This window comes from Pseudomonas fakonensis, from assembly GCF_019139895.1.
Taxonomy (GTDB): Bacteria; Pseudomonadota; Gammaproteobacteria; order Pseudomonadales; family Pseudomonadaceae; genus Aquipseudomonas; species Aquipseudomonas fakonensis.
In genome coordinates this window covers 5,068,227-5,086,251 of sequence record NZ_CP077076.1, presented here as the reverse complement: position 1 = coordinate 5,086,251, position 18,025 = coordinate 5,068,227, and the positions used below count along the sequence as shown (strand labels likewise).

The 18,025-nt window shown below is 60.5% G+C and carries 19 protein-coding genes, 1 tRNA gene and 2 pseudogenes; 13 read left to right on the top strand and 9 right to left on the bottom strand.

All coding sequences use genetic code 11. From position 1 onward, the window contains the following. Positions 1-76: 76 nt before the first annotated feature. Positions 77-973 carry a bestrophin family protein gene (locus KSS94_RS22455; RefSeq protein WP_217840240.1) on the bottom strand — a complete coding sequence of 299 codons (897 nt, stop codon included), beginning with the start codon at positions 971-973 and terminating at the stop codon, positions 77-79. Between the two features lie 190 nt (positions 974-1,163). Here KSS94_RS22455 and KSS94_RS22450 point away from each other — a divergent pair, with 190 nt between their 5' ends. Continuing rightward, a complete protein-coding gene (locus KSS94_RS22450; RefSeq protein WP_217840239.1) occupies positions 1,164-1,334 on the top strand; it encodes a helix-turn-helix domain-containing protein in 171 nt (56 codons plus the stop codon). Between the two features lie 79 nt (positions 1,335-1,413). Here the strand turns inward: KSS94_RS22450 and KSS94_RS22445 are convergent, their stop codons facing one another. The 4 genes from KSS94_RS22445 to KSS94_RS22430 all read right to left on the bottom strand — a co-directional run bounded on the left by KSS94_RS22445 (position 1,414) and on the right by KSS94_RS22430 (position 3,479). Beyond that, positions 1,414-1,899 (bottom strand): GNAT family N-acetyltransferase, encoded by a 486-nt coding sequence (locus tag KSS94_RS22445; RefSeq protein ID WP_217840238.1) that lies wholly within the window; start codon positions 1,897-1,899, stop codon positions 1,414-1,416. A gap of 32 nt (positions 1,900-1,931) precedes the next feature. After that, entirely contained in the window at positions 1,932-2,693 is a 762-nt protein-coding gene (locus KSS94_RS22440; RefSeq protein ID WP_217840237.1) for a hypothetical protein, read from the bottom strand. A gap of 280 nt (positions 2,694-2,973) precedes the next feature. Then, positions 2,974-3,228 carry a DUF3077 domain-containing protein gene (locus KSS94_RS22435; RefSeq protein ID WP_217840236.1) on the bottom strand — a complete coding sequence of 85 codons (255 nt, stop codon included), beginning with the start codon at positions 3,226-3,228 and terminating at the stop codon, positions 2,974-2,976. 17 nt (positions 3,229-3,245) lie between these two features. Beyond that, entirely contained in the window at positions 3,246-3,479 is a 234-nt protein-coding gene (locus KSS94_RS22430; RefSeq protein WP_217840235.1) for a hypothetical protein, read from the bottom strand. A gap of 519 nt (positions 3,480-3,998) precedes the next feature. Here KSS94_RS22430 and abiEi point away from each other — a divergent pair. From abiEi to KSS94_RS22405, 5 genes and pseudogenes are all read left to right on the top strand, one after another. Further along, positions 3,999-4,553 carry a type IV toxin-antitoxin system AbiEi family antitoxin gene (gene abiEi / locus KSS94_RS22425; RefSeq protein ID WP_217840234.1) on the top strand — a complete coding sequence of 185 codons (555 nt, stop codon included), beginning with the start codon at positions 3,999-4,001 and terminating at the stop codon, positions 4,551-4,553. Then, positions 4,540-5,439, top strand: a complete 900-nt coding sequence (locus KSS94_RS22420; RefSeq protein ID WP_217840233.1) for a nucleotidyl transferase AbiEii/AbiGii toxin family protein — start codon at positions 4,540-4,542, stop codon at positions 5,437-5,439. The genes abiEi and KSS94_RS22420 overlap by 14 nt, the downstream gene beginning before the upstream one ends. A gap of 443 nt (positions 5,440-5,882) precedes the next feature. Further along, positions 5,883-6,821, top strand: a pseudogene (locus KSS94_RS22415) (IS256 family transposase); the annotation flags it as partial. 53 nt (positions 6,822-6,874) lie between these two features. Further along, positions 6,875-8,122 carry an IS256 family transposase gene (locus tag KSS94_RS22410; protein ID WP_217838745.1) on the top strand — a complete coding sequence of 416 codons (1,248 nt, stop codon included), beginning with the start codon at positions 6,875-6,877 and terminating at the stop codon, positions 8,120-8,122. 60 nt (positions 8,123-8,182) lie between these two features. Next, positions 8,183-8,500, top strand: a pseudogene (locus KSS94_RS22405) (transposase); the annotation flags it as partial. Positions 8,501-8,595: 95 nt separating this feature from the next. On the opposite strand, the gene KSS94_RS22400 reads toward KSS94_RS22405, so the two are convergent. The 3 genes from KSS94_RS22400 to KSS94_RS22390 all read right to left on the bottom strand — a co-directional run bounded on the left by KSS94_RS22400 (position 8,596) and on the right by KSS94_RS22390 (position 9,999). Further along, entirely contained in the window at positions 8,596-9,321 is a 726-nt protein-coding gene (locus KSS94_RS22400) for an ATPase (protein WP_225935811.1), read from the bottom strand. A 7-nt stretch (positions 9,322-9,328) separates the two neighbouring features. Next, positions 9,329-9,586 carry a hypothetical protein gene (locus tag KSS94_RS22395; RefSeq protein WP_217840232.1) on the bottom strand — a complete coding sequence of 86 codons (258 nt, stop codon included), beginning with the start codon at positions 9,584-9,586 and terminating at the stop codon, positions 9,329-9,331. Positions 9,587-9,914: 328 nt separating this feature from the next. Beyond that, a tRNA-Leu gene (locus tag KSS94_RS22390) sits at positions 9,915-9,999 on the bottom strand. 108 nt (positions 10,000-10,107) lie between these two features. Here KSS94_RS22390 and queA point away from each other — a divergent pair. The 6 genes from queA (at position 10,108) to KSS94_RS22360 (ending at position 16,182) form a co-directional block, all read left to right on the top strand. Further along, complete coding sequence (queA, locus tag KSS94_RS22385) at positions 10,108-11,157, top strand: tRNA preQ1(34) S-adenosylmethionine ribosyltransferase-isomerase QueA (RefSeq protein WP_217840231.1); 1,050 nt, start codon at positions 10,108-10,110, stop codon at positions 11,155-11,157. 14 nt (positions 11,158-11,171) lie between these two features. Beyond that, a complete protein-coding gene (gene tgt, locus KSS94_RS22380) occupies positions 11,172-12,287 on the top strand; it encodes a tRNA guanosine(34) transglycosylase Tgt (protein ID WP_014589748.1) in 1,116 nt (371 codons plus the stop codon). 44 nt (positions 12,288-12,331) lie between these two features. Then, positions 12,332-12,667: a preprotein translocase subunit YajC gene (gene yajC / locus KSS94_RS22375; RefSeq protein ID WP_138218914.1), complete on the top strand. Its 336-nt coding sequence runs from the start codon at positions 12,332-12,334 to the stop codon at positions 12,665-12,667. 64 nt (positions 12,668-12,731) lie between these two features. After that, on the top strand, positions 12,732-14,594 hold the full coding sequence (gene secD, locus KSS94_RS22370) for a protein translocase subunit SecD (protein WP_217840230.1): 1,863 nt from the start codon (positions 12,732-12,734) through the stop codon (positions 14,592-14,594). 10 nt (positions 14,595-14,604) lie between these two features. Beyond that, positions 14,605-15,513, top strand: a complete 909-nt coding sequence (gene secF, locus KSS94_RS22365) for a protein translocase subunit SecF (RefSeq protein WP_217840229.1) — start codon at positions 14,605-14,607, stop codon at positions 15,511-15,513. 120 nt (positions 15,514-15,633) lie between these two features. After that, complete coding sequence (locus tag KSS94_RS22360) at positions 15,634-16,182, top strand: glycine zipper 2TM domain-containing protein (protein WP_217840228.1); 549 nt, start codon at positions 15,634-15,636, stop codon at positions 16,180-16,182. Positions 16,183-16,297: 115 nt separating this feature from the next. Here KSS94_RS22360 and suhB read toward each other — a convergent pair whose 3' ends face one another. Beyond that, on the bottom strand, positions 16,298-17,116 hold the full coding sequence (suhB, locus tag KSS94_RS22355; RefSeq protein WP_217840227.1) for a type III secretion system regulator SuhB: 819 nt from the start codon (positions 17,114-17,116) through the stop codon (positions 16,298-16,300). A 151-nt stretch (positions 17,117-17,267) separates the two neighbouring features. Here suhB and trmJ point away from each other — a divergent pair, with 151 nt between their 5' ends. Next, positions 17,268-18,023 carry a tRNA (cytosine(32)/uridine(32)-2'-O)-methyltransferase TrmJ gene (trmJ, locus tag KSS94_RS22350; protein WP_217840226.1) on the top strand — a complete coding sequence of 252 codons (756 nt, stop codon included), beginning with the start codon at positions 17,268-17,270 and terminating at the stop codon, positions 18,021-18,023. The last annotated feature ends 2 nt before the right edge of the window (positions 18,024-18,025 follow it).

The window sequence follows — 18,025 nt, the reverse complement described above, 5'->3', positions numbered from 1 at the left end:
TTGTGCACCCCCTGTAGGAGCCGGCTTGCCGGCGATAAGGCCGGTACAGCACGTACAAAACAGTCGCCCCACGCCGTCACCTGCTGCCCTGCACCTCCCCGCACTGCGCCTCGCGCTGCATCGAATCCAGGTTCCGCTCGATGGTTTCGCAGATCGAATCCATCGGGATCTGGTGCTCGCTGAAGCGAAACGGGCTTTGCAGGTCGGTGCCGATGCGTTCGATGGCCAGCAGCATGAAGCCCACCACGGTCGAGGCCAGCGGTGTGAACCAGCCCAGCGATTCCACCAGCCCCACTGGTACGATCAGGCAGAACAAGGTGATGAACAGCCGTGGGAAGTACACATAGGGGTAGGGCAGCGGCGTGTTGGCGATGCGCTCCATGCCGCCTTGGGCGTTGGACAGGTCCACCAGCGTCGACTCCAGCCGCGCCAGGCGAATGCTGTCCAGCCGCCCGGCCTGGTATTCCCGCGCCAGCAACGCCGCCGAGCCGCCGAGGATGTCGTTGGCGAAGTTGTTCGAACGGTTGCGCCGCTCGAACTCCTGGGGCGGGATGAAGGCCATCAGCTCGTCCGGGCACTTTTCATTTTTAAGGTGCGCGGCCAGGCAGTTCACGTAGGCGATATGCCGGCGCAGCAGGGTGGCCTTGACCGGGTTCAGGCCCTCGGCCGGGTCGTCGATCAGGGTCAGCACCTGGCGAGCGTAGCTGCGCGAGCTGTTGACCAGCGCCCCCCACAGCGTGCGCGCCTCCCACCAGCGGTTGTAGGCGCTACTGTTGCGAAAACTCACCAGCACCACCAACGCCGACCCCAGCAGGGTGAGGGGGATCAGCGGCAGGCTGAACTTGCTGTTGAAGAACAGCATGAAGTCGATGGTGACCAGCACGTCCCAGATCAGCAGCCAGAACAGTGACCAGCCGATGTAGCCGATGGTTTTGTGGACCAGGCGGAATTTGCGGATGAGGAGGTTTTTCACGCGGGAATCTCGCAGCGGGGGTGCAAGTTCCGACGTCGGGGTGGGGGGAAGGTTCGGTGCGGGTGGTTGCTGAGGTGTTACGGCGGTTTTCTTAGAGGAAACAGGAACAGTCTTACCCGAAACGGTAACGATTCTGGGCGTGAGCAGGTATAGGCTCGCTGTTCGCTCACGCACCGCAGGGAGGTTAGATATGCCTGATTTGATAACGCCATTCAGAATCGTAGAACTGCTTGATAGTGAGGCAGCTATTCAAGAGTACCTGGCGCAGGTGATCGCTGATGGCGATGCCGAAGAAGTTATCAGTGCCCAGGCCAATATCCACGCTGCGCGTTCAATACTTGCCAGTGATACCACTGAATAAAACACACGCGCACAACTGTAGGAGCGGCCTTGTGCCGCGATGGGCTGCGCAGCAGCCCCAACTCAAACGACGCCGATCATCAGTCGTATCTCAGCACCTGCTTCATCTGAACCAGCGCCACCCGCCCGCCATCCGGCGCCTGGCGCTCCTCAATGCCGAACGGCACAAATCCCAGCTGTGGATAAAGCAGCAAACCGGCGGTGTTGTGATTGAAGCACGACACCCAAATCTCCCGCGCCACGAACTCCTCGCGTGCCAAGGCAATCATGCTTTGCACCAGATAACGCGCCACACCCCGGCCACGGGCGCCGGGGGCTACCACCACATTGCCCAGGGCGCAGACGCCGTCGCGCTCGGCCTTGTAGAAATTGGCGAAGGCCAGGACTACGCCGTCGCCTTCTACCACAGTTGAGCAACTGCGCTGGGCGATGGCTTCGCTCAACTGTGCAGGTGTCAGCGGGTAGGTGGCCTTGGGGAACATGTAGAACAGTTCTTCGGGGCCTTGGGGGAAGCAGCAGACGGCCGGAATGTCGGCAGTCCTTGCCGGGCGGTGACTCAGTTTCATGTGCGGGCTCGCGCTGGAGGTGAAAATCCAGCTTAGTTCATGGTGACGTCATTGAACTTGAGTGCCTGCTCATCGCCGCCGTTACGCGTGCGGAAAATCAGCTTGATCGATGGTGTGCGCTCGATCTTGCGGTCCGCTTCCTGGAACTTCAGCGTGAGGGTCGTTGGCACGTTGCGCAGCAGTTGAGTGCCGGTCCAGCTGTTGAAGCGCTGCTGGCCTACGCGAGACTCGCTCAGGCGCAGTGGCGCCCCCGCTTCGTCGAACAGGCGGGTTGCATCGTCAAAGCGGAATTCGCGGTCCATGCCCATGTTGGTCACCTCGAAGGTGCAGTTAGGGAAGCGACCAATATTCTCGCAGCCGATCAACTCGATACGAATGTCATCGACTACCTCCAGGCGTTTACCCAGCAGGTTGCTGCCATCATTCTCGACCACCATCGATTGCACCTTGGCGAACTCGAACGTGGGTTTCGCGTACTCGGTGCCCAAGATGAAAAAGATGAACGACAGGGCAGTGATGAGCAGAGTCTGCAGGGTGCCGTGCATCAATCTCGGCAAATTGCGCATCTGCCAGCAGAGTGACAGGCTGGTGAGCAGTGTGAAGGTGCTGACCAGCAGCACAATGTTGCGCCAGTTGATGAAGCTGAAACCGAACACACTGGGGTCGGGTACCAGGTAGGTAATGACTGCCCACAAGCCACCTAATACCACGCCAATCCCGGTCATTGCCTTGGCGACAAGGGACGTAACCTGGCCGCTGCGGGTGGATGGCAAGGTCTGTTCTGCTGGGCTCATGTGAACTCCGTTTCCAAGCCGACGGTGATCAGGGCGTCAACTAGTTGATTTCAAATGGCCATTATCGACGTCCGTGACAGTTCTGGTAAAGGGGCAGCCCGGCGTGAGCTCTATTTGAGCTGCATTGAGCTGCATTGAGCTAAGTCACAAGTCCCCTGTAGGAGCTGGCTTGCCAGCGATGAGGCCGGTGCAGGTAATTACCCTCTGCTCAGCAAAAATTGGATGCTGGCGCTGCCGGCCCCATCGCGGGCAAGCCCGCTCCTACAGGGGGGCGTCTGGGTCAGGTTTGCCGGCTACGGCCCAGCTCTACATCGTCGATCACGGCCTTGGCCATATCGCTTAGCAAATGCGCACCCCAGCCTAGGTTGGCCTCGCCGTCGGTGGAGGCCAGCAGGGTCATGCGCTTTACGCAGGTCATGATCGCTGAGGCCTGCTCCATTGCCATTTTTGCATCCTGGCCGGCTTGTACGCGGAACAGCGGCTGATCGTCGTCGCCATAACCGAAGCCGGTCACGCCGGCAGTCTTGTCGCTCATTTTGATCACTCCCTTGTTCAGTGCCTGACCTGGATCTTGCCCAGGGCGGTTTCCACCAAGGTGCTGGCGGCTTCGAGTTCGTGCATGGTTGCCAGTGACAGGCCGCGGCCGGATGAGGTGACTTGCTGCAGGGCGTTCTGGTGGGCGACGGCGATGGCGCTGAACAGGCGTTCGGAGATCTGCATCAGCAGGTCTTCAAGGGCGTTGGACAGTTCGGGGGAAAGGGGTGGGTCGGGGACAATCTTCAACATGGTGGTCTCCCAGCTTCATGAACAGGAGCCACCACCGTTTGCTGTCAAACAAGAGGGTGGCGGCGGTACGTGGGTTGACAGACCGAGGAAGCTAGGAACCCGGCGCACTCGAAAGTGCCCCACGCACAACCGCCATAAAAGAGACAGCTAATGCGTTGGTAGCTTCGGGGCGGCCTGTCAAAGCCGGTCGTTGAATGTGCAACGACCGGCCGAGACTAGAACCCGATCCAGACCACCGCAATGGCTTGAAAGGCCCCGGGAGTATGTTTGGGAAATGGACTACAGGGAATGGGGAAAGTCTTAGGAATTAGGCTTAGTGACTGGGCTGGTCTTACAGAAATCGTCATTGCCGGAGAGTTCTTTTGCATGGAGCGGGCAGCCACCCGGCGCGAGTGGCAACGCGCTGAATTCCCCTATGACTCAACAGAAAGTTACTGTTTCTGTAACTTTCTGTGCAGTGATCGCGTAGCAGGTCTACACTAAGTTTCACTTTCCGTGACTTTCTGTAGAGTCATTAAAATGCACAACCAGCCCTTGCGGCGCCTGTACCAAGGCCTTCAGCAACTGGCCACCCCGCAACGCTACCTCTTTACCCCGGCAGATATGCGCGTGCTGGTGCGCGACATTTCCGACCGTGCCTACCGTGCCTTGCTGAGCCGGGCGGCCGATGACAACATCCTGATCCGGCTGTGCCGTGGCCTGTATCTCTACACGCCGGCAAAACCCAACCCAGGGCTGGTGCTGTACCACGCCGCCGCACGCCTGCGGGCGAACAACCTGAACTACATCAGCCTGGAATCGGCACTCAGCGATGCCGGGGTCATTTCCCAGCTACCGCTGAACTGGCTCACCCTCATGTCGTCCGGGCGCACGCAGGTCATTCGTTGCGGCGCATTCGGGACCCTCGAGTTCATCCACACCAGCCGAAAGGCTGCCGAGCTTCAGGGCCAGATCGACTACGACGACCGCTGCCGGCTGTGGCGCGCCAAGCCAGCCCTTGCCCTGGCTGACATGAAGCGCACCCGCCGCAACCTCGACCTTATCGACTGGAACGTCGCCAATGAACTTGTTTGACCAGCTCGTCCAGCAGGCCCTGGCCAACACCCCCGACCTTGCCCCGCTGCAGGTGGTTGTGGAAAAGGAGCTGCTGCATCACGACATCATGCGCATCCTGAGCGAGAGTGGCCTGCTCAAGGACCTGTGTTTTATCGGCGGCACCTGCTTGCGCACCTGCTATGGCTCCAGGCGACTCAGTGAAGACCTCGACTTCACCGGTGGTGCCGGCTTTCAGCGCGAGGACTTTGCCTCGTTGAAAGAAAACCTGATTGCAAATCTGAACGACAAATATGGCCTGCAGGTGGAGGTCAGCGAGCCCCAGCGCGAAGAAGGCAATGTCGACACCTGGAAGCTGCGGGTACAGACCCGCCCCGAGGCCAGAAGCCTGCCAGCGCAGAAAATCCATATCGATATTTGCGCCATCCCCTCCTACCAGCCCAGGCCGATGACCTTGTTGAACCCTTATGGCGTCGACATGGGCACCGAAGGTTTGATCGTCAATGCGCAAAGCCTTGAAGAAATCTTCGTCGACAAGCTGCTGGCCTTCGCCCTGCGCCGGGGGCGAATCAAGAACCGTGACCTGTGGGACATTGTCTGGTTGAGGCAGCGGGCTGTTACGCCGGCTTATGAGTTGGCCGAGCGCAAGCTTGCGGACCATGCATCCAGTATCCAGGCGTATTTACAGTTGGGGGAGGGGAGGGTGGCGAGCCTGACGTCTGAGCAGACGCAGCGGGATTTCCAGAACGAGATGCGGCGGTTTTTGCCGGTGCAGGTGGTGACGCAGACGGTGGATAACCCGGCGTTCTGGGGGTATGTAGTGCAGAGCGTGCGTGAGCATTTCGAGCAGATGCGCGGGCATCTTGCCGGCGGGGGTAATGACGGGGGCTCTGGGTTTTTGATGTGAAGGCACAGTGGGGCGTCTGTTTGTGCGGGTACTACAGCTCAACCAGCGCCACATCAGCCTACAGGCTGTGTCCATTCAGGTTCACTGCCGTATAGGCAGCTCAGAAATGCCTGTAAGAGCAGGCTTGCGCCTTTCGTTGGATGGCACCGGCGTTGCCGGTGATCGCGGGCAAGCCCGCTCCTACAGAGGGACGCGTCTTGGTTCAGGTTTGCCGGCTACGGCCCTGATCACTCCCTTGTTCAGTGCTTGACCTGGATCTTTCCCAGGGCAGTTTCACCCGATCCAGACCGCCGCAATGGCTTGAAAGGCCCTGGGAGTGTGTTTGGGAAATGGACTACAGGGAATGAGGAAAGTCTTAGGAATTAGCTGTAGAAGCTGTACCTGATTTTCGGAGGGTGTCAGAAATTTTGTGTTCGGGCATAACATGAGTAAGAGGTGCATGTATGCCAACCAAGAAGAAACCCTTGCGTGACCTGCCCAAAATCCCCAAAGAGCTGCTGGAGCAGTTCGGTGAGGGCCTGATGTCCGCAGAAGCTATTGAGGATGCCTCTGCGGCGTTCAAGAAGGCCCTGATCGAGCGCGCCTTGAGTGCCGAGCTCGGTCACCACCTGGGCTATCCTCCGGGCGCGCAGCGCCCGGAGGATGAAACCAATCAGCGTAACGGCAAGAGTAGCAAGACGGTTTTGACCGGTGATGGCCCGCTACGGCTGGAAATCCCTCGTGATCGCGACGGTAGTTTTGCGCCCATTCTGATCCCCAAGCATGAGCGGCGTTACACCGGTTTCGATGACAAGATCATCGCCATGTACGCCCGTGGAATGACGGTCAGAGAGATCCGAGCCTTTCTGTCCGAGCAGTATGGAACAGAGGTCTCACCCGACTTCATCAGCTCTGTGACAGACGAGGTCATGGACGAGATTGGCGCGTGGCAACAGCGGCCACTGGAGCCGATGTACCCGGTCATTTTCTTCGATGCGCTGCGGGTGAAGATCCGCGAAGAGGGCCTGGTGCGCAACAAGGCCATTTACTTGGCCCTGGGCGTTCTTCCCGACGGAACGCGAGATATCCTGGGCATCTGGATCGAGAACACCGAGGGTGCGAAGTTTTGGATGAAGGTCTTTAACGATCTCAAGACGCGCGGTGTCGAAGATGTGCTGATTGCCGTGACCGATGGCCTCAAAGGTATGCCAGAGGCTCTCAGTGCCGTGTTTCCAGAGACGACGTTGCAAACGTGCATCGTACACCTGATCCGCAACAGCCTCGACTTCGCGGCCTGGGACAAGCGGCGAGCTCTGGCCAAGGAGCTGAAGCCGATTTACCAAGCCATCAATGCTGAAGCGGCTGAGCAAGCACTCGATGAGTTTGAGAACGGGCCGTGGGGCGGAGGGTGTCAGAAATTTTGTGTTCGGGCATAACATGAGTAAGAGGTGCATGTATGCCAACCAAAAAGAAACCCTTGCGTGACCTGCCAAAAATCCCCAAAGAGCTGCTGGAGCAGTTCGGCGAGGGCCTGATGTCCGCAGAAGCAATCGAGGATGCCTCAGCGGCGTTCAAGAAGGCCTTGATCGAGCGTGCCTTGAGTGCCGAACTCGGTCACCACCTGGGTTATCCGCCGGGCGCGCAGCGCCCGGCGGATGAAACCAATCAGCGTAACGGCAAGAGTGGCAAGACGGTTTTGACCGGCGATGGCCCGCTACGACTGGAAATCCCTCGCGATCGAGACGGTAGTTTTGCGCCCATTCTGATCCCCAAGCATGAGCGGCGTTACACCGGTTTCGATGACAAGATCATCGCCATGTACGCCCGTGGAATGACGGTCAGAGAGATCCGAGCCTTTCTGTCCGAGCAGTATGGAACAGAGGTCTCACCCGACTTCATCAGCTCTGTGACAGACGAGGTCATGGACGAGATTGGCGCGTGGCAACAGCGGCCACTGGAGCCGATGTACCCGGTCATTTTCTTCGATGCGCTGCGGGTGAAGATCCGCGAAGAGGGCCTGGTGCGCAACAAGGCCATTTACTTGGCCCTGGGCGTTCTTCCCGACGGAACGCGAGATATCCTGGGCATCTGGATCGAGAACACCGAGGGTGCGAAGTTTTGGATGAAGGTCTTTAACGATCTCAAGACGCGCGGTGTCGAAGATGTGCTGATTGCCGTGACCGATGGCCTCAAAGGTATGCCAGAGGCTCTCAGTGCCGTGTTTCCAGAGACGACGTTGCAAACGTGCATCGTGCACCTGATCCGCAACAGCCTCGACTTCGCGGCCTGGGACAAGCGGCGAGCTCTGGCCAAGGAGCTGAAGCCGATTTACCAAGCCATCAATGCTGAAGCGGCTGAGCAAGCACTCGATGAGTTTGAGAACGGGCCGTGGGGGGAGAAATATCCAACGGTGGTGGCTGCTTGGAGACGGGCTTGGGATCGCGTGATTCCATTCTTTGTTTTCCCGCCCGCCATCCGGAAAGTGATCTATACCACCAACGCCATCGAGAGCATCAACGCCCAGCTACGCAAGGTCATCAAGACTCGTGGGCATTTCCCGAATGATGACGCAGCGACCAAACTGATCTGGCTGGGATTGCGCAACATAACAGCCAATTGGGGAAAGCCGGCCCATGACTGGAAAAGCGCGATGAATCAATTTGCGATTCTGTATGGAGATCGGTTCATCAGGCCGACCTGGTGAGAATCAGGGCCTGCCTGACGGCAGGCCGTTACCGGCCCGCACACAAAAAATCTGACAGTCCCGTGGGGCGAGAAATATCCAACGGTGGTGGCTGCTTGGAGACGGGCTTGGGATCGCGTGATTCCATTCTTTGTTTTCCCGCCCGCCATCCGGAAGGTGATCTATACCACCAACGCCATCGAGAGCATCAACGCCCAGCTACGCAAGGTCATCAAGACTCGCGGGCATTTCCCGAATGATGACGCAGCGACCAAACTGATCTGGCTGGGATTGCGCAACATAACAGCCAATTGGGGAAAGCCGGCCCATGACTGGAAAAGCGCGATGAATCAATTCGCGATTCTGTATGGAGATCGGTTCATCAGGCCGACCTGGTGAGAATCAGGGCCTGCCTGACGGCAGGCCGTTACCGGCCCGCACACAAAAAATCTGACAGTCCCGATTTTCGACTGGGCGCAATCCAACTGGCCCATTCAGTGGTCGACTTTGTCGACATAGGCCTCGAAGAACCAGTCCGGAACATCCTCGGAACGATACTCAAGCAAGCTTCCATCAGTGATCTCTGCCAGCAGCACGGAGCTGTCACCCGAGTTATCAAAGATGTATGCCCGATGACTGGCCGCCACGGCCTGCGGCAGCAGCGCCAACGACTTCGCATAGCGCTCTCGCACCTTGTCCGGGGCGACTGGGTGCCCGCCTTCGTGAACACGGATTGCGACGCGGTCTACATTGATGTCCGGGTCTTCGGTCGAGACAAAATACAGATATGTGCGGTATCCCGCAGCCTGCGCCTCGCGCATGAAGTCGACTTTGCCTGGGTGGGACATCACCGTTTCAAAGGTAAAGCTCATATCGTGATCGAGCAGGTACTGGCGAATGAAGTCCGCGATGACAGAGGCGAAGTAAGAGTCTACCTGGACAGCGCGATAATCGACTTTGTTTTCGACCAAACCCAACCGGTTGACCTGCTCGGTCAGGCCTTTCTTGATCAGCAGGTAATGGCTTGCATGAAAGGCGAGCAGTTCCGGCAGTTTGGGGGCCATGCCAAATGCCGACAAGTCGATAAAGCCTGTTGCCTTGGCCTGCTTTTCCAGTTCGTCAGCATTGACGTAGATTTTTACCAGGGCTTGGGGAAGGCTTTCCTTGATGGTGCTTTTGCCGGACCCGTTGGGGCCTGCGAACACTCGAAGCCGGGCCACCCGGTGATTACCCTTCGATACGCCGTACGTGGATGACTTCGCCAACCTTGACCTTGCGACGTGGCTTGGCTTTGGCGACCACGACTTTCTGGCCGTCCTGGGAGATGCGTACCAGGTTGCCTGCCTCGATGACCAGTACCCCGTCTGGGCTGGCCGCCAAGGCGCGGGAGTGAGCCGTGGAGGTCGCCACACGGGCTTGTCCGGAAATCTGGTTCTCCATGTCGTCCAGTTCGCGGTCTGGTGCTTTGCGGTGATTGCTTTTCATAAAAACGCTCCACACAGGCATGCAGGTAGGCCTGTGGTTCAGATAATAGCGTTGATGCCGGCGGTGCGACAGGGGGGCGCCTGGACGGGCCCCATCGCAGGCAAGCCTGCTCCTGCAGTGGATCATTGGATGGTTTCGGGCCGGCGTTCTGCGGGAAGTTTCGGCAAGTGCAACTTTCTGTCGAAGTGCTCAGGCAGGGAGCAGAGCAGGCCAGGCGGGCGCTATCGCGAGGCAAGCCCGCTCCCACAGCGATGGCTGGCCAGCGTCCACAAGTGAACAAACCAGTAGCCAAAAAAAAACCGACCATAAGGTCGGTTTCTTTCAGATTTGGTGCCCCGAGGGAGACTCGAACTCCCACTCCTTTCGAAAACGGATTTTGAATCCGCCGCGTCTACCAATTCCGCCATCAGGGCTTGTGGCGCCGCAGTATAGAGAGGGTCATGGGGGCGGTCAATCGGCTTTCATGGTCAATTTTCATGCATTGGGCTAAACTTCCCGGCCCTGTCGAACCGAACATCATCATGCGCGTCGCCGATTTTTCCTTCGAACTCCCAGACTCCCTCATCGCCCGCCACCCCCTGGCCGAGCGTCACGGCAGCCGCCTGCTCGTGCTCGACGGCCCCAGCGGCGCGCTTGCCCACAAGCAGTTCACCGACCTGCTCGACTACCTGCGCCCCGGCGACCTGATGGTGTTCAACAACACCCGGGTGATCCCGGCGCGGCTGTTCGGCCAGAAAGCCTCCGGCGGTAAGCTCGAAGTGCTGGTCGAGCGCGTGCTCGACAGCCACCGCGTGCTGGCCCATGTGCGGGCCAGCAAGGCACCGAAGGAAGGCGCGCTGATTCTCATCGACGGCGGCGGCGAGGCCGAGATGGTCGCGCGCCACGACACGCTGTTCGAACTGCGCTTCAACGAAGACGTGCTGCCGCTGCTGGAGCGCGTTGGCCACATGCCGCTGCCGCCCTACATCGACCGCCCCGACGAGGGCGCTGACCGCGAGCGCTACCAGACTGTCTACGCCGAGCGCGCAGGCGCAGTGGCGGCGCCTACCGCCGGGCTGCACTTCGATGAAGAACTGCTGGCCAAGATCGCCGCCAAAGGCGTCGAGCGCGCCTTCGTTACCCTGCACGTGGGTGCTGGCACCTTCCAGCCGGTGCGGGTCGACAAGATCGAAGACCACACCATGCATAAAGAGTGGCTCGAAGTGAGCCAGGATGTGGTTGATGCAGTCGAAGCCTGCCGCGCCCGGGGCGGGCGCGTGGTCGCGGTGGGTACCACCAGCGTGCGCTCGCTGGAAAGCGCGGCACGCGACGGCGTGCTCAAGCCCTTCAGCGGCGACACCGACATCTTCATCTTCCCCGGCCGGCCGTTCCACGTGGTCGACTGCCTGGTGACCAACTTCCACCTGCCGGAGTCCACGCTGCTGATGCTGGTCTCGGCCTTCGCCGGTTACCCCGAGACCATGGCTGCCTACGCGGCGGCGGTCGACAACGGGTACCGCTTCTTCAGTTATGGTGATGCCATGTTCATCACCCGCAATCCGGCGCCACGCGGCCCAGAGGATCAAGCATGAGTCGCACCTGTCGAATGTCGTTCGAACTGCTGGCCACCGACGGCAAGGCCCGTCGCGGCCGCATCACCTTCCCGCGTGGCACCGTCGAGACCCCGGCCTTCATGCCGGTGGGCACCTACGGCACGGTCAAGGGCATGCTGCCCCGTGACATCGAGGCCATCGGCGCCGAGATGATCCTGGGCAACACCTTCCACCTGTGGCTGCGCCCGGGCACCGAGGTGATCAAAAAGCACAACGGCTTGCACGACTTCATGCAATGGAAAGGCCCTATCCTCACCGATTCCGGTGGTTTCCAGGTGTTCAGCCTGGGCGCCATGCGCAAAATCAAGGAGGAGGGCGTGACCTTTGCCTCGCCAGTAGACGGCTCGAAAGTGTTCATGGGCCCGGAAGAGTCGATGCAGGTCCAGCGTGACCTGGGCTCGGACGTGGTGATGATTTTCGACGAGTGCACCCCGTACCCGGCTGAGCACGACGTGGCGCGTACCTCCATGGAGCTGTCGCTGCGCTGGGCCCAGCGCTCGAAGAACGCCCACGCCGACAACACCGCGGCGCTGTTCGGTATCGTCCAGGGTGGCATGTACCAGGACCTGCGCATGCGCTCGCTGGAAGGCCTGGAAAACATCGGCTTCGATGGCCTGGCCATTGGCGGGCTGTCGGTGGGCGAGCCTAAGCACGAGATGATCAAGGTGCTGGACTACCTGCCGGGCCAGATGCCGGCTGACAAACCTCGTTACCTTATGGGGGTAGGCAAGCCGGAAGATCTTGTAGAGGGTGTGCGCCGCGGCGTCGACATGTTCGACTGCGTGATGCCGACGCGCAATGCGCGCAACGGCCATCTGTTCGTTGATACAGGGGTGATCAAGATCCGCAACGCGTTCCATCGCCACGATGAATCGCCGCTGGATCCGACCTGCGACTGCTATACCTGCACCAACTTCTCCCGCGCTTACCTGCACCACCTGGACAAGTGCGGCGAAATGCTGAGCAGCATGCTGAATACCATCCACAACTTGCGCCATTACCAGCGCTTGATGGCCGGTTTACGCGAGGCTATTCAACAGGGTAAATTGGCCGCCTTTGTCGACGCCTTCTACGCCAAGCGCGGGCTCCCAGTGCCGCCCTTGGACTGACTGTCCGCATCCATTATTAGAAAATATTGCATTAGGAGTGCCCAATGAGCTTCTTGATTCCCGCCGCCTACGCGGACGCAGCAGCCCCCGCCGCCGGCCCAGCCGGTACTGGCTTCGAGTGGATCTTCCTGGTTGGTTTCCTGGTCATCTTCTACCTGATGATCTGGCGCCCGCAGGCCAAGCGTGCCAAAGAGCAGAAAAACCTGCTGGGCAACCTGCAAAAAGGTGACGAAGTGGTCACCAACGGTGGTATCGCTGGCAAGATCGTCAAAGTTTCCGATGACTTCGTGGTTCTGGAAGTGTCGGACAACGTCGAGCTGAAGTTCCAGAAGGGCGCGATTGCCGCGACCCTGCCAAAAGGTACGCTCAAGGCTATCTGAGTTACCGGTTTCATTTTTCCAGTCGGGGCGCGCAAAGCGCCCCGCGTCTTGAACGGGCGGCGTGATGCTGAACAAATACCCTCTGTGGAAATATGCACTGATCGTGCTGGTACTGGTGGTCGGTTTCATTTATTCCGCTCCCAACCTTTACCCGGATGACCCGGCGGTGCAGATCAGCGGTGCCAGCTCGGCGCTGCAGGTGAACCAGGCCGACCTCGACCGCGTCGGCAAGGCGCTGGCCGATGCCAAGATCATCGTCAAAGGCGCAAGCCTCGGCGAGAAGGGCAGCGGGCTGATCCGCTTGACCCGCCAGGAAGACCAACTGCCAGCCAAGGATGTGGTGCGCCGTGCGCTGGGCGATGACTACGTCGTGGCCCTGAACCTGGCCCAGACCACCCCGCAGTGGCTGCGCAACCTGGGCGCGAGCCCGATGAAGCTGGGCCTGGACCTGTCCGGTGGTGTGCACTTCCTGCTGGAAGTGGACATGGACAAGGCCATGACCGCTCGCATGAAAGTCTACGAAGGCGAGGTCAAGACCTTGCTGCGCAAAGAGCGCGTCCGCTACCGCAGCCTGCCTCAGCAGGACGGCGGCATCATGCTGGGCTTCGCCGACGATGCTACCCGCGAACAGGCCCGCAGCCTGATCCGCAAGAATTTCAATGACTTCGACCTGACCACCACCGAGCGCAACGAGCTCGCCGTGCTGCGTCTGGCGCTGACTCAGGCGAAAGTCGCCGAGATCCGCGAATACTCGATCAAACAGAACCTGACCACCGTGCGCAACCGGGTCAACGAGCTGGGCGTTGCCGAGCCGCTGGTACAGCGCCAGGGCGCCAACCGCATCGTGGTCGAGCTGCCAGGCGTGCAGGACACTGCCGAAGCCAAGCGTATTCTCGGTAAAACCGCCAACCTGGAGTTCCGCTTCGGTGCCGAGCCGGGCGCGTCCAAGGCTACCACCGAGGTGTTCGAGTTCCGTGAAGGCGGCCGCTCGGCACCTGTCGAGCGCGGCCTGATCATCACCGGTGACCAGGTTACCGATGCCCAGGCCAGCTTTGACGAGCACGGTCGCCCGCAGGTGAACATTCGCCTCGACGGCCACGGCGGCGAGCTGATGAGCCGCGCTACCCGCACCAACGTCGGGCGCAGCATGGCGGTGATCTTCATCGAGCAGAAGCCGGTCACCCGCTACGTCAAGCAGACTGTCGACGGCGTCGAAAAAGACGTGGCCGTACAGAGCTTCCAGGAAGAGAAGAAGATCATCAGCCTGGCGACCATCCAGTCGCCGCTGGGTAGCCAGTTCCGCATCACCGGCCTCAACGGCCAGGGTGAATCGTCCGAACTCGCCCTGCTGCTGCGTGCCGGTGGTCTGGCTGCGCCGATGTACTTCGCCGAAGAACGTACCATTGGTCCAAGCCTGGGTGCCGACAACATCACCAAGGGTATCGACGCATCCTTGTGGGGTATGCTGTTCGTCTCGCTGTTCATCATCGCCATCTACCGCGGCTTCGGCGTGATCGCCACCATCGCCCTGGCGGGCAACATGGTGCTGCTGCTGGCCCTGATGTCGCTGCTTGGCGCTACGCTCACGCTGCCAGGTATCGCCGGTATCGTGCTGACCATGGGTATGGCGGTGGACGCCAACGTGCTGATCTTCTCGCGTATCCGCGAGGAACTGAAAGCTGGCATGTCGGTGCAGCGCGCCATCCACGAAGGCTTCAACCGTGCCTACACCGCGATCATCGACGCCAACCTGACCAGCTTGCTGGTGGGCGGCATCCTGTTCGCCATGGGTACCGGCCCGGTCAAGGGCTTCGCGGTTACCATGTCCCTCGGGATTTTCACCTCGATGTTCACCGCGGTCATGGTGACCCGTGCCATGGTCAACCTGACCTGTGGCGGGCGTGACATCAAGAAGCTGTGGGTTTGAGGGAGCTGCGATGAAAACCATCAACTTCATGGGCGTGCGCAATGTCGCGTTCGCCATTACCGTGCTCCTCACCGTGCTGGCGCTGTTCAGTTGGTGGCAGAAGGGCCTGAACTTCGGCCTGGACTTCACCGGCGGTACGCTGATCGAGCTGACCTACGAGCGCCCGGCAGACCTTGAGAAGGTGCGCACCGAACTGGTTGGCTCCGGCTTCCACGAGGCCGTGGTGCAGAGCTTCGGCGCCACCACCGACTTGCTGGTGCGCATGCCGGGCGATGACCCGCAACTGGGTAACAAAGTAGCTGCAGCCCTGCAAAAGGCCGGCGGCGACAACCCGGCCACGGTCAAGCGCGTCGAGTTCGTCGGCCCGCAGGTGGGTGAAGAGCTGCGCGACCAGGGCGGCATGGGCATGCTGCTGGCGCTCGGCGGCATCCTCATTTACCTGGCGTTCCGCTTCCAGTGGAAGTTCGCCGTGGGCGCGATCATCTCGCTGATCCACGACGTGGTGGTCACCCTGGGTATCCTGTCGTTCTTCCAGATCACCTTCGACCTGACGGTGCTGGCGGCGGTACTGGCGATCATCGGCTACTCGCTGAACGACACCATCGTGGTGTTCGACCGGGTGCGTGAGAACTTCCGGGTAATGCGCAAGGCTTCGCTGATCGAGAACATCAACGTCTCGACCACCCAGACCCTGCTGCGCACCATCGCCACCTCGGTGTCGACCTTGCTGGCCATTGCCGCGCTGCTGTTCTTCGGTGGCGACAACCTGTTCGGCTTCTCCCTGGCGCTGTTCATCGGTGTCATGGCGGGTACCTACTCGTCGATCTACATCGCCAACGTGGTGCTGATCTGGCTGAACCTGAACAGCGAAGACCTGATCCCACCGGTGAAAACCGAGGGCGTGGACGACCGTCCGTAACGGGTTTTCCTACGCCGCTTGGCGTAAAGAGAGGCGCGAGTGTTGAACTCGCGCCTTTTTTTTTGCTCCAAGGCTGGGAGAAAGCGGGCTGGAACCCGTAGTGACGATCAGGAGGTTCGCGTGAACAAATCAATGCTGGTGGGTGCGGTTCTGGGTGCTGTCGGTGTTACCGCCGGAGGTGCTGTGGCGACCTACAGCTTGGTGAACAAGGGGCCTGAGTACGCCCAGGTCACCGACGTGCAGCCGATCAAGCAGCAAGTGAAAACCCCGCGTGAGGTGTGCAAGGACGTGGCGGTGACCCGTCAGGCGCCGGTCAAGGACCAGCACCAGATCGCCGGCACCGTGGTCGGTGCCCTGGCCGGTGGCCTGCTGGGCAACCAGATCGGCGGCGGTACCGGCAAGAAGATCGCCACCGTGGCTGGCGCCGTGGGTGGTGGCTATGCGGGCAACAAGGCCCAGGAATACATGCAGGAGCGTGACACCTACACCACCACGCAAACCCGCTGCAACACGGTCAACGACCTGAGCGAAAAGGTGGTGGGCTACAACGTCACTTACTCGATTGGTGACCAGGTGGGCAAGGTGAAGATGGACTACGAGCCGGGCTCGACCATTCCGCTGGACAAGAACGGCAAGCTGGTGCTGGGGCAGAATCAGCCGGGGCAGTGAGGTTGGCTGTGCCGGCCCACCCTGTAGGAGCCGGCTTGCCGGCGATAGGGCCGGGCCTGCAAACACAAGGCAAAAAAAAGCACCCCGAGGGGTGCTTTTTTTATGCCCGAAGCAATCAGCGCTTCATGTATTCCGGCAGGTGCGGCTGGATCGCCGTCAACACTGCCTTGAAGCACTTGATGTTGCCGGCGACGATGTGGCCCTTCTCGAGGAAGTCGTGGCCACCGTTGAAGTCGCTCACCAGGCCGCCTGCTTCCTGAATCAGCAGCACACCTGCTGCCATGTCCCACTCGGACAGGCCCGACTCCCAGAAGGCGTCGAAGCGCCCAGCCGCTACATAGGCGAGGTCCAGGCTGGCGGAGCCGGCGCGGCGGATGCCGGCGGTCTGACCGGTCAGCGCGCGGAACATGCCCAGGTAGTTGTCCAGGTCGGCCATCTGGTTGTCGCGGAACGGGAAGCCGGTACCCAGCAGGGCGCCTTCAAGGCTGGTGCGCGAGCTGACGCGCAGGCGACGGCCATTGACCTGGGCGCCACGGCCACGGCTGGCGGTGAATTCTTCCTGGCGCACCGGGTCGACGATGACCGCGTGCTCGAGGCGGCCGCGGTATTTGCAGGCGATGCTGACGGCAAAGTGAGGAATGCCACGCAGGAAGTTGGTGGTGCCATCGAGCGGGTCGATGATCCACAGGTAGTCCTTGCCTTCTTCACCGGAGCCGGCGTGCAGGCCGGTCTCTTCACCCTGGATGGAGTGGTTCGGGTAGGCCTTGCGCAGGGCCTCGACGATGACTTTTTCCGCGGCGCGGTCAACCTCGGACACATAGTCCTTGGCCTGCTTTTCGTCGACTTTGATGCTATCCAGGCGTTCGATGGAGCGGAAAATCAGTTCACTGGCGCTGCGAGCGGCGCGCAGGGCGATATTCAGCATAGGCTGCATGGGCGTTTCACCTGGGGATGTTAAAGAGGAAAGCCGCATAGTCTATCAGAAATCTGCTTCGGCAGAAGGGTGACATGCGCATTCGTGGCGTTACGCCCGTCGGTTCTGTAAGATCATTTGCCCCTTCATCTGTATCCGTGAGCTCAACACCTTGTTGCAGAATATTCGTGTTGTTCTGGTCAATACCAGCCACCCCGGTAACATCGGCGGCGCTGCGCGTGCCATGAAAAACATGGGCCTGTCGCGCCTGGTGCTGGTCCAGCCACTGGATTTCCCTGCCGCCGATGCCTCGGCCCGCGCCTCGGGGGCGGACGACGTGCTGGACGGCGCCGTGGTGGTCGACAGCCTGGAGCAGGCGCTGGCCGGCTGCAGCCTGGCGATCGGCACCAGCGCCCGCGAGCGCAGCATCCCCTGGCCGCTGCTCGACCCGCGCGAGTGCGCGGTCAAGGCCGTCGAGCGCGCCGCCGTCGGTGAGGAAATCGCCCTGGTGTTCGGTCGCGAACACGCCGGCCTGACCAACGACGAACTGCAGCGATGTCACTTCCACGTGCACATTCCTTCGAACCCCGACTTCAGCTCGCTGAACCTGGCTGCCGCGGTGCAAGTGCTCGCCTACGAGGTGCGCATGGCCTGGCTGGCCGGGCAGGGTGAGCCTTCGAAAGTCGAAAAGGACAACGCCTGCGAGTTGGCGACCCTGGACGAAATGGAGCGCTTCTACGGCCACCTGGAGCAAACCTTGGTGGGCATCGGCTTCCTCGACCCGGAAAAGCCCAAGCACCTGATGGCGCGCCTGCGCCGGCTGTACGGGCGCAGCTCGGTAGAGCGTACGGAAATGAGCATTTTGCGCGGCATCCTCACCGAGACTCAAAAAGTCGCTCGGGGCGAGCCGCATAAACGGAAGGACTGAAA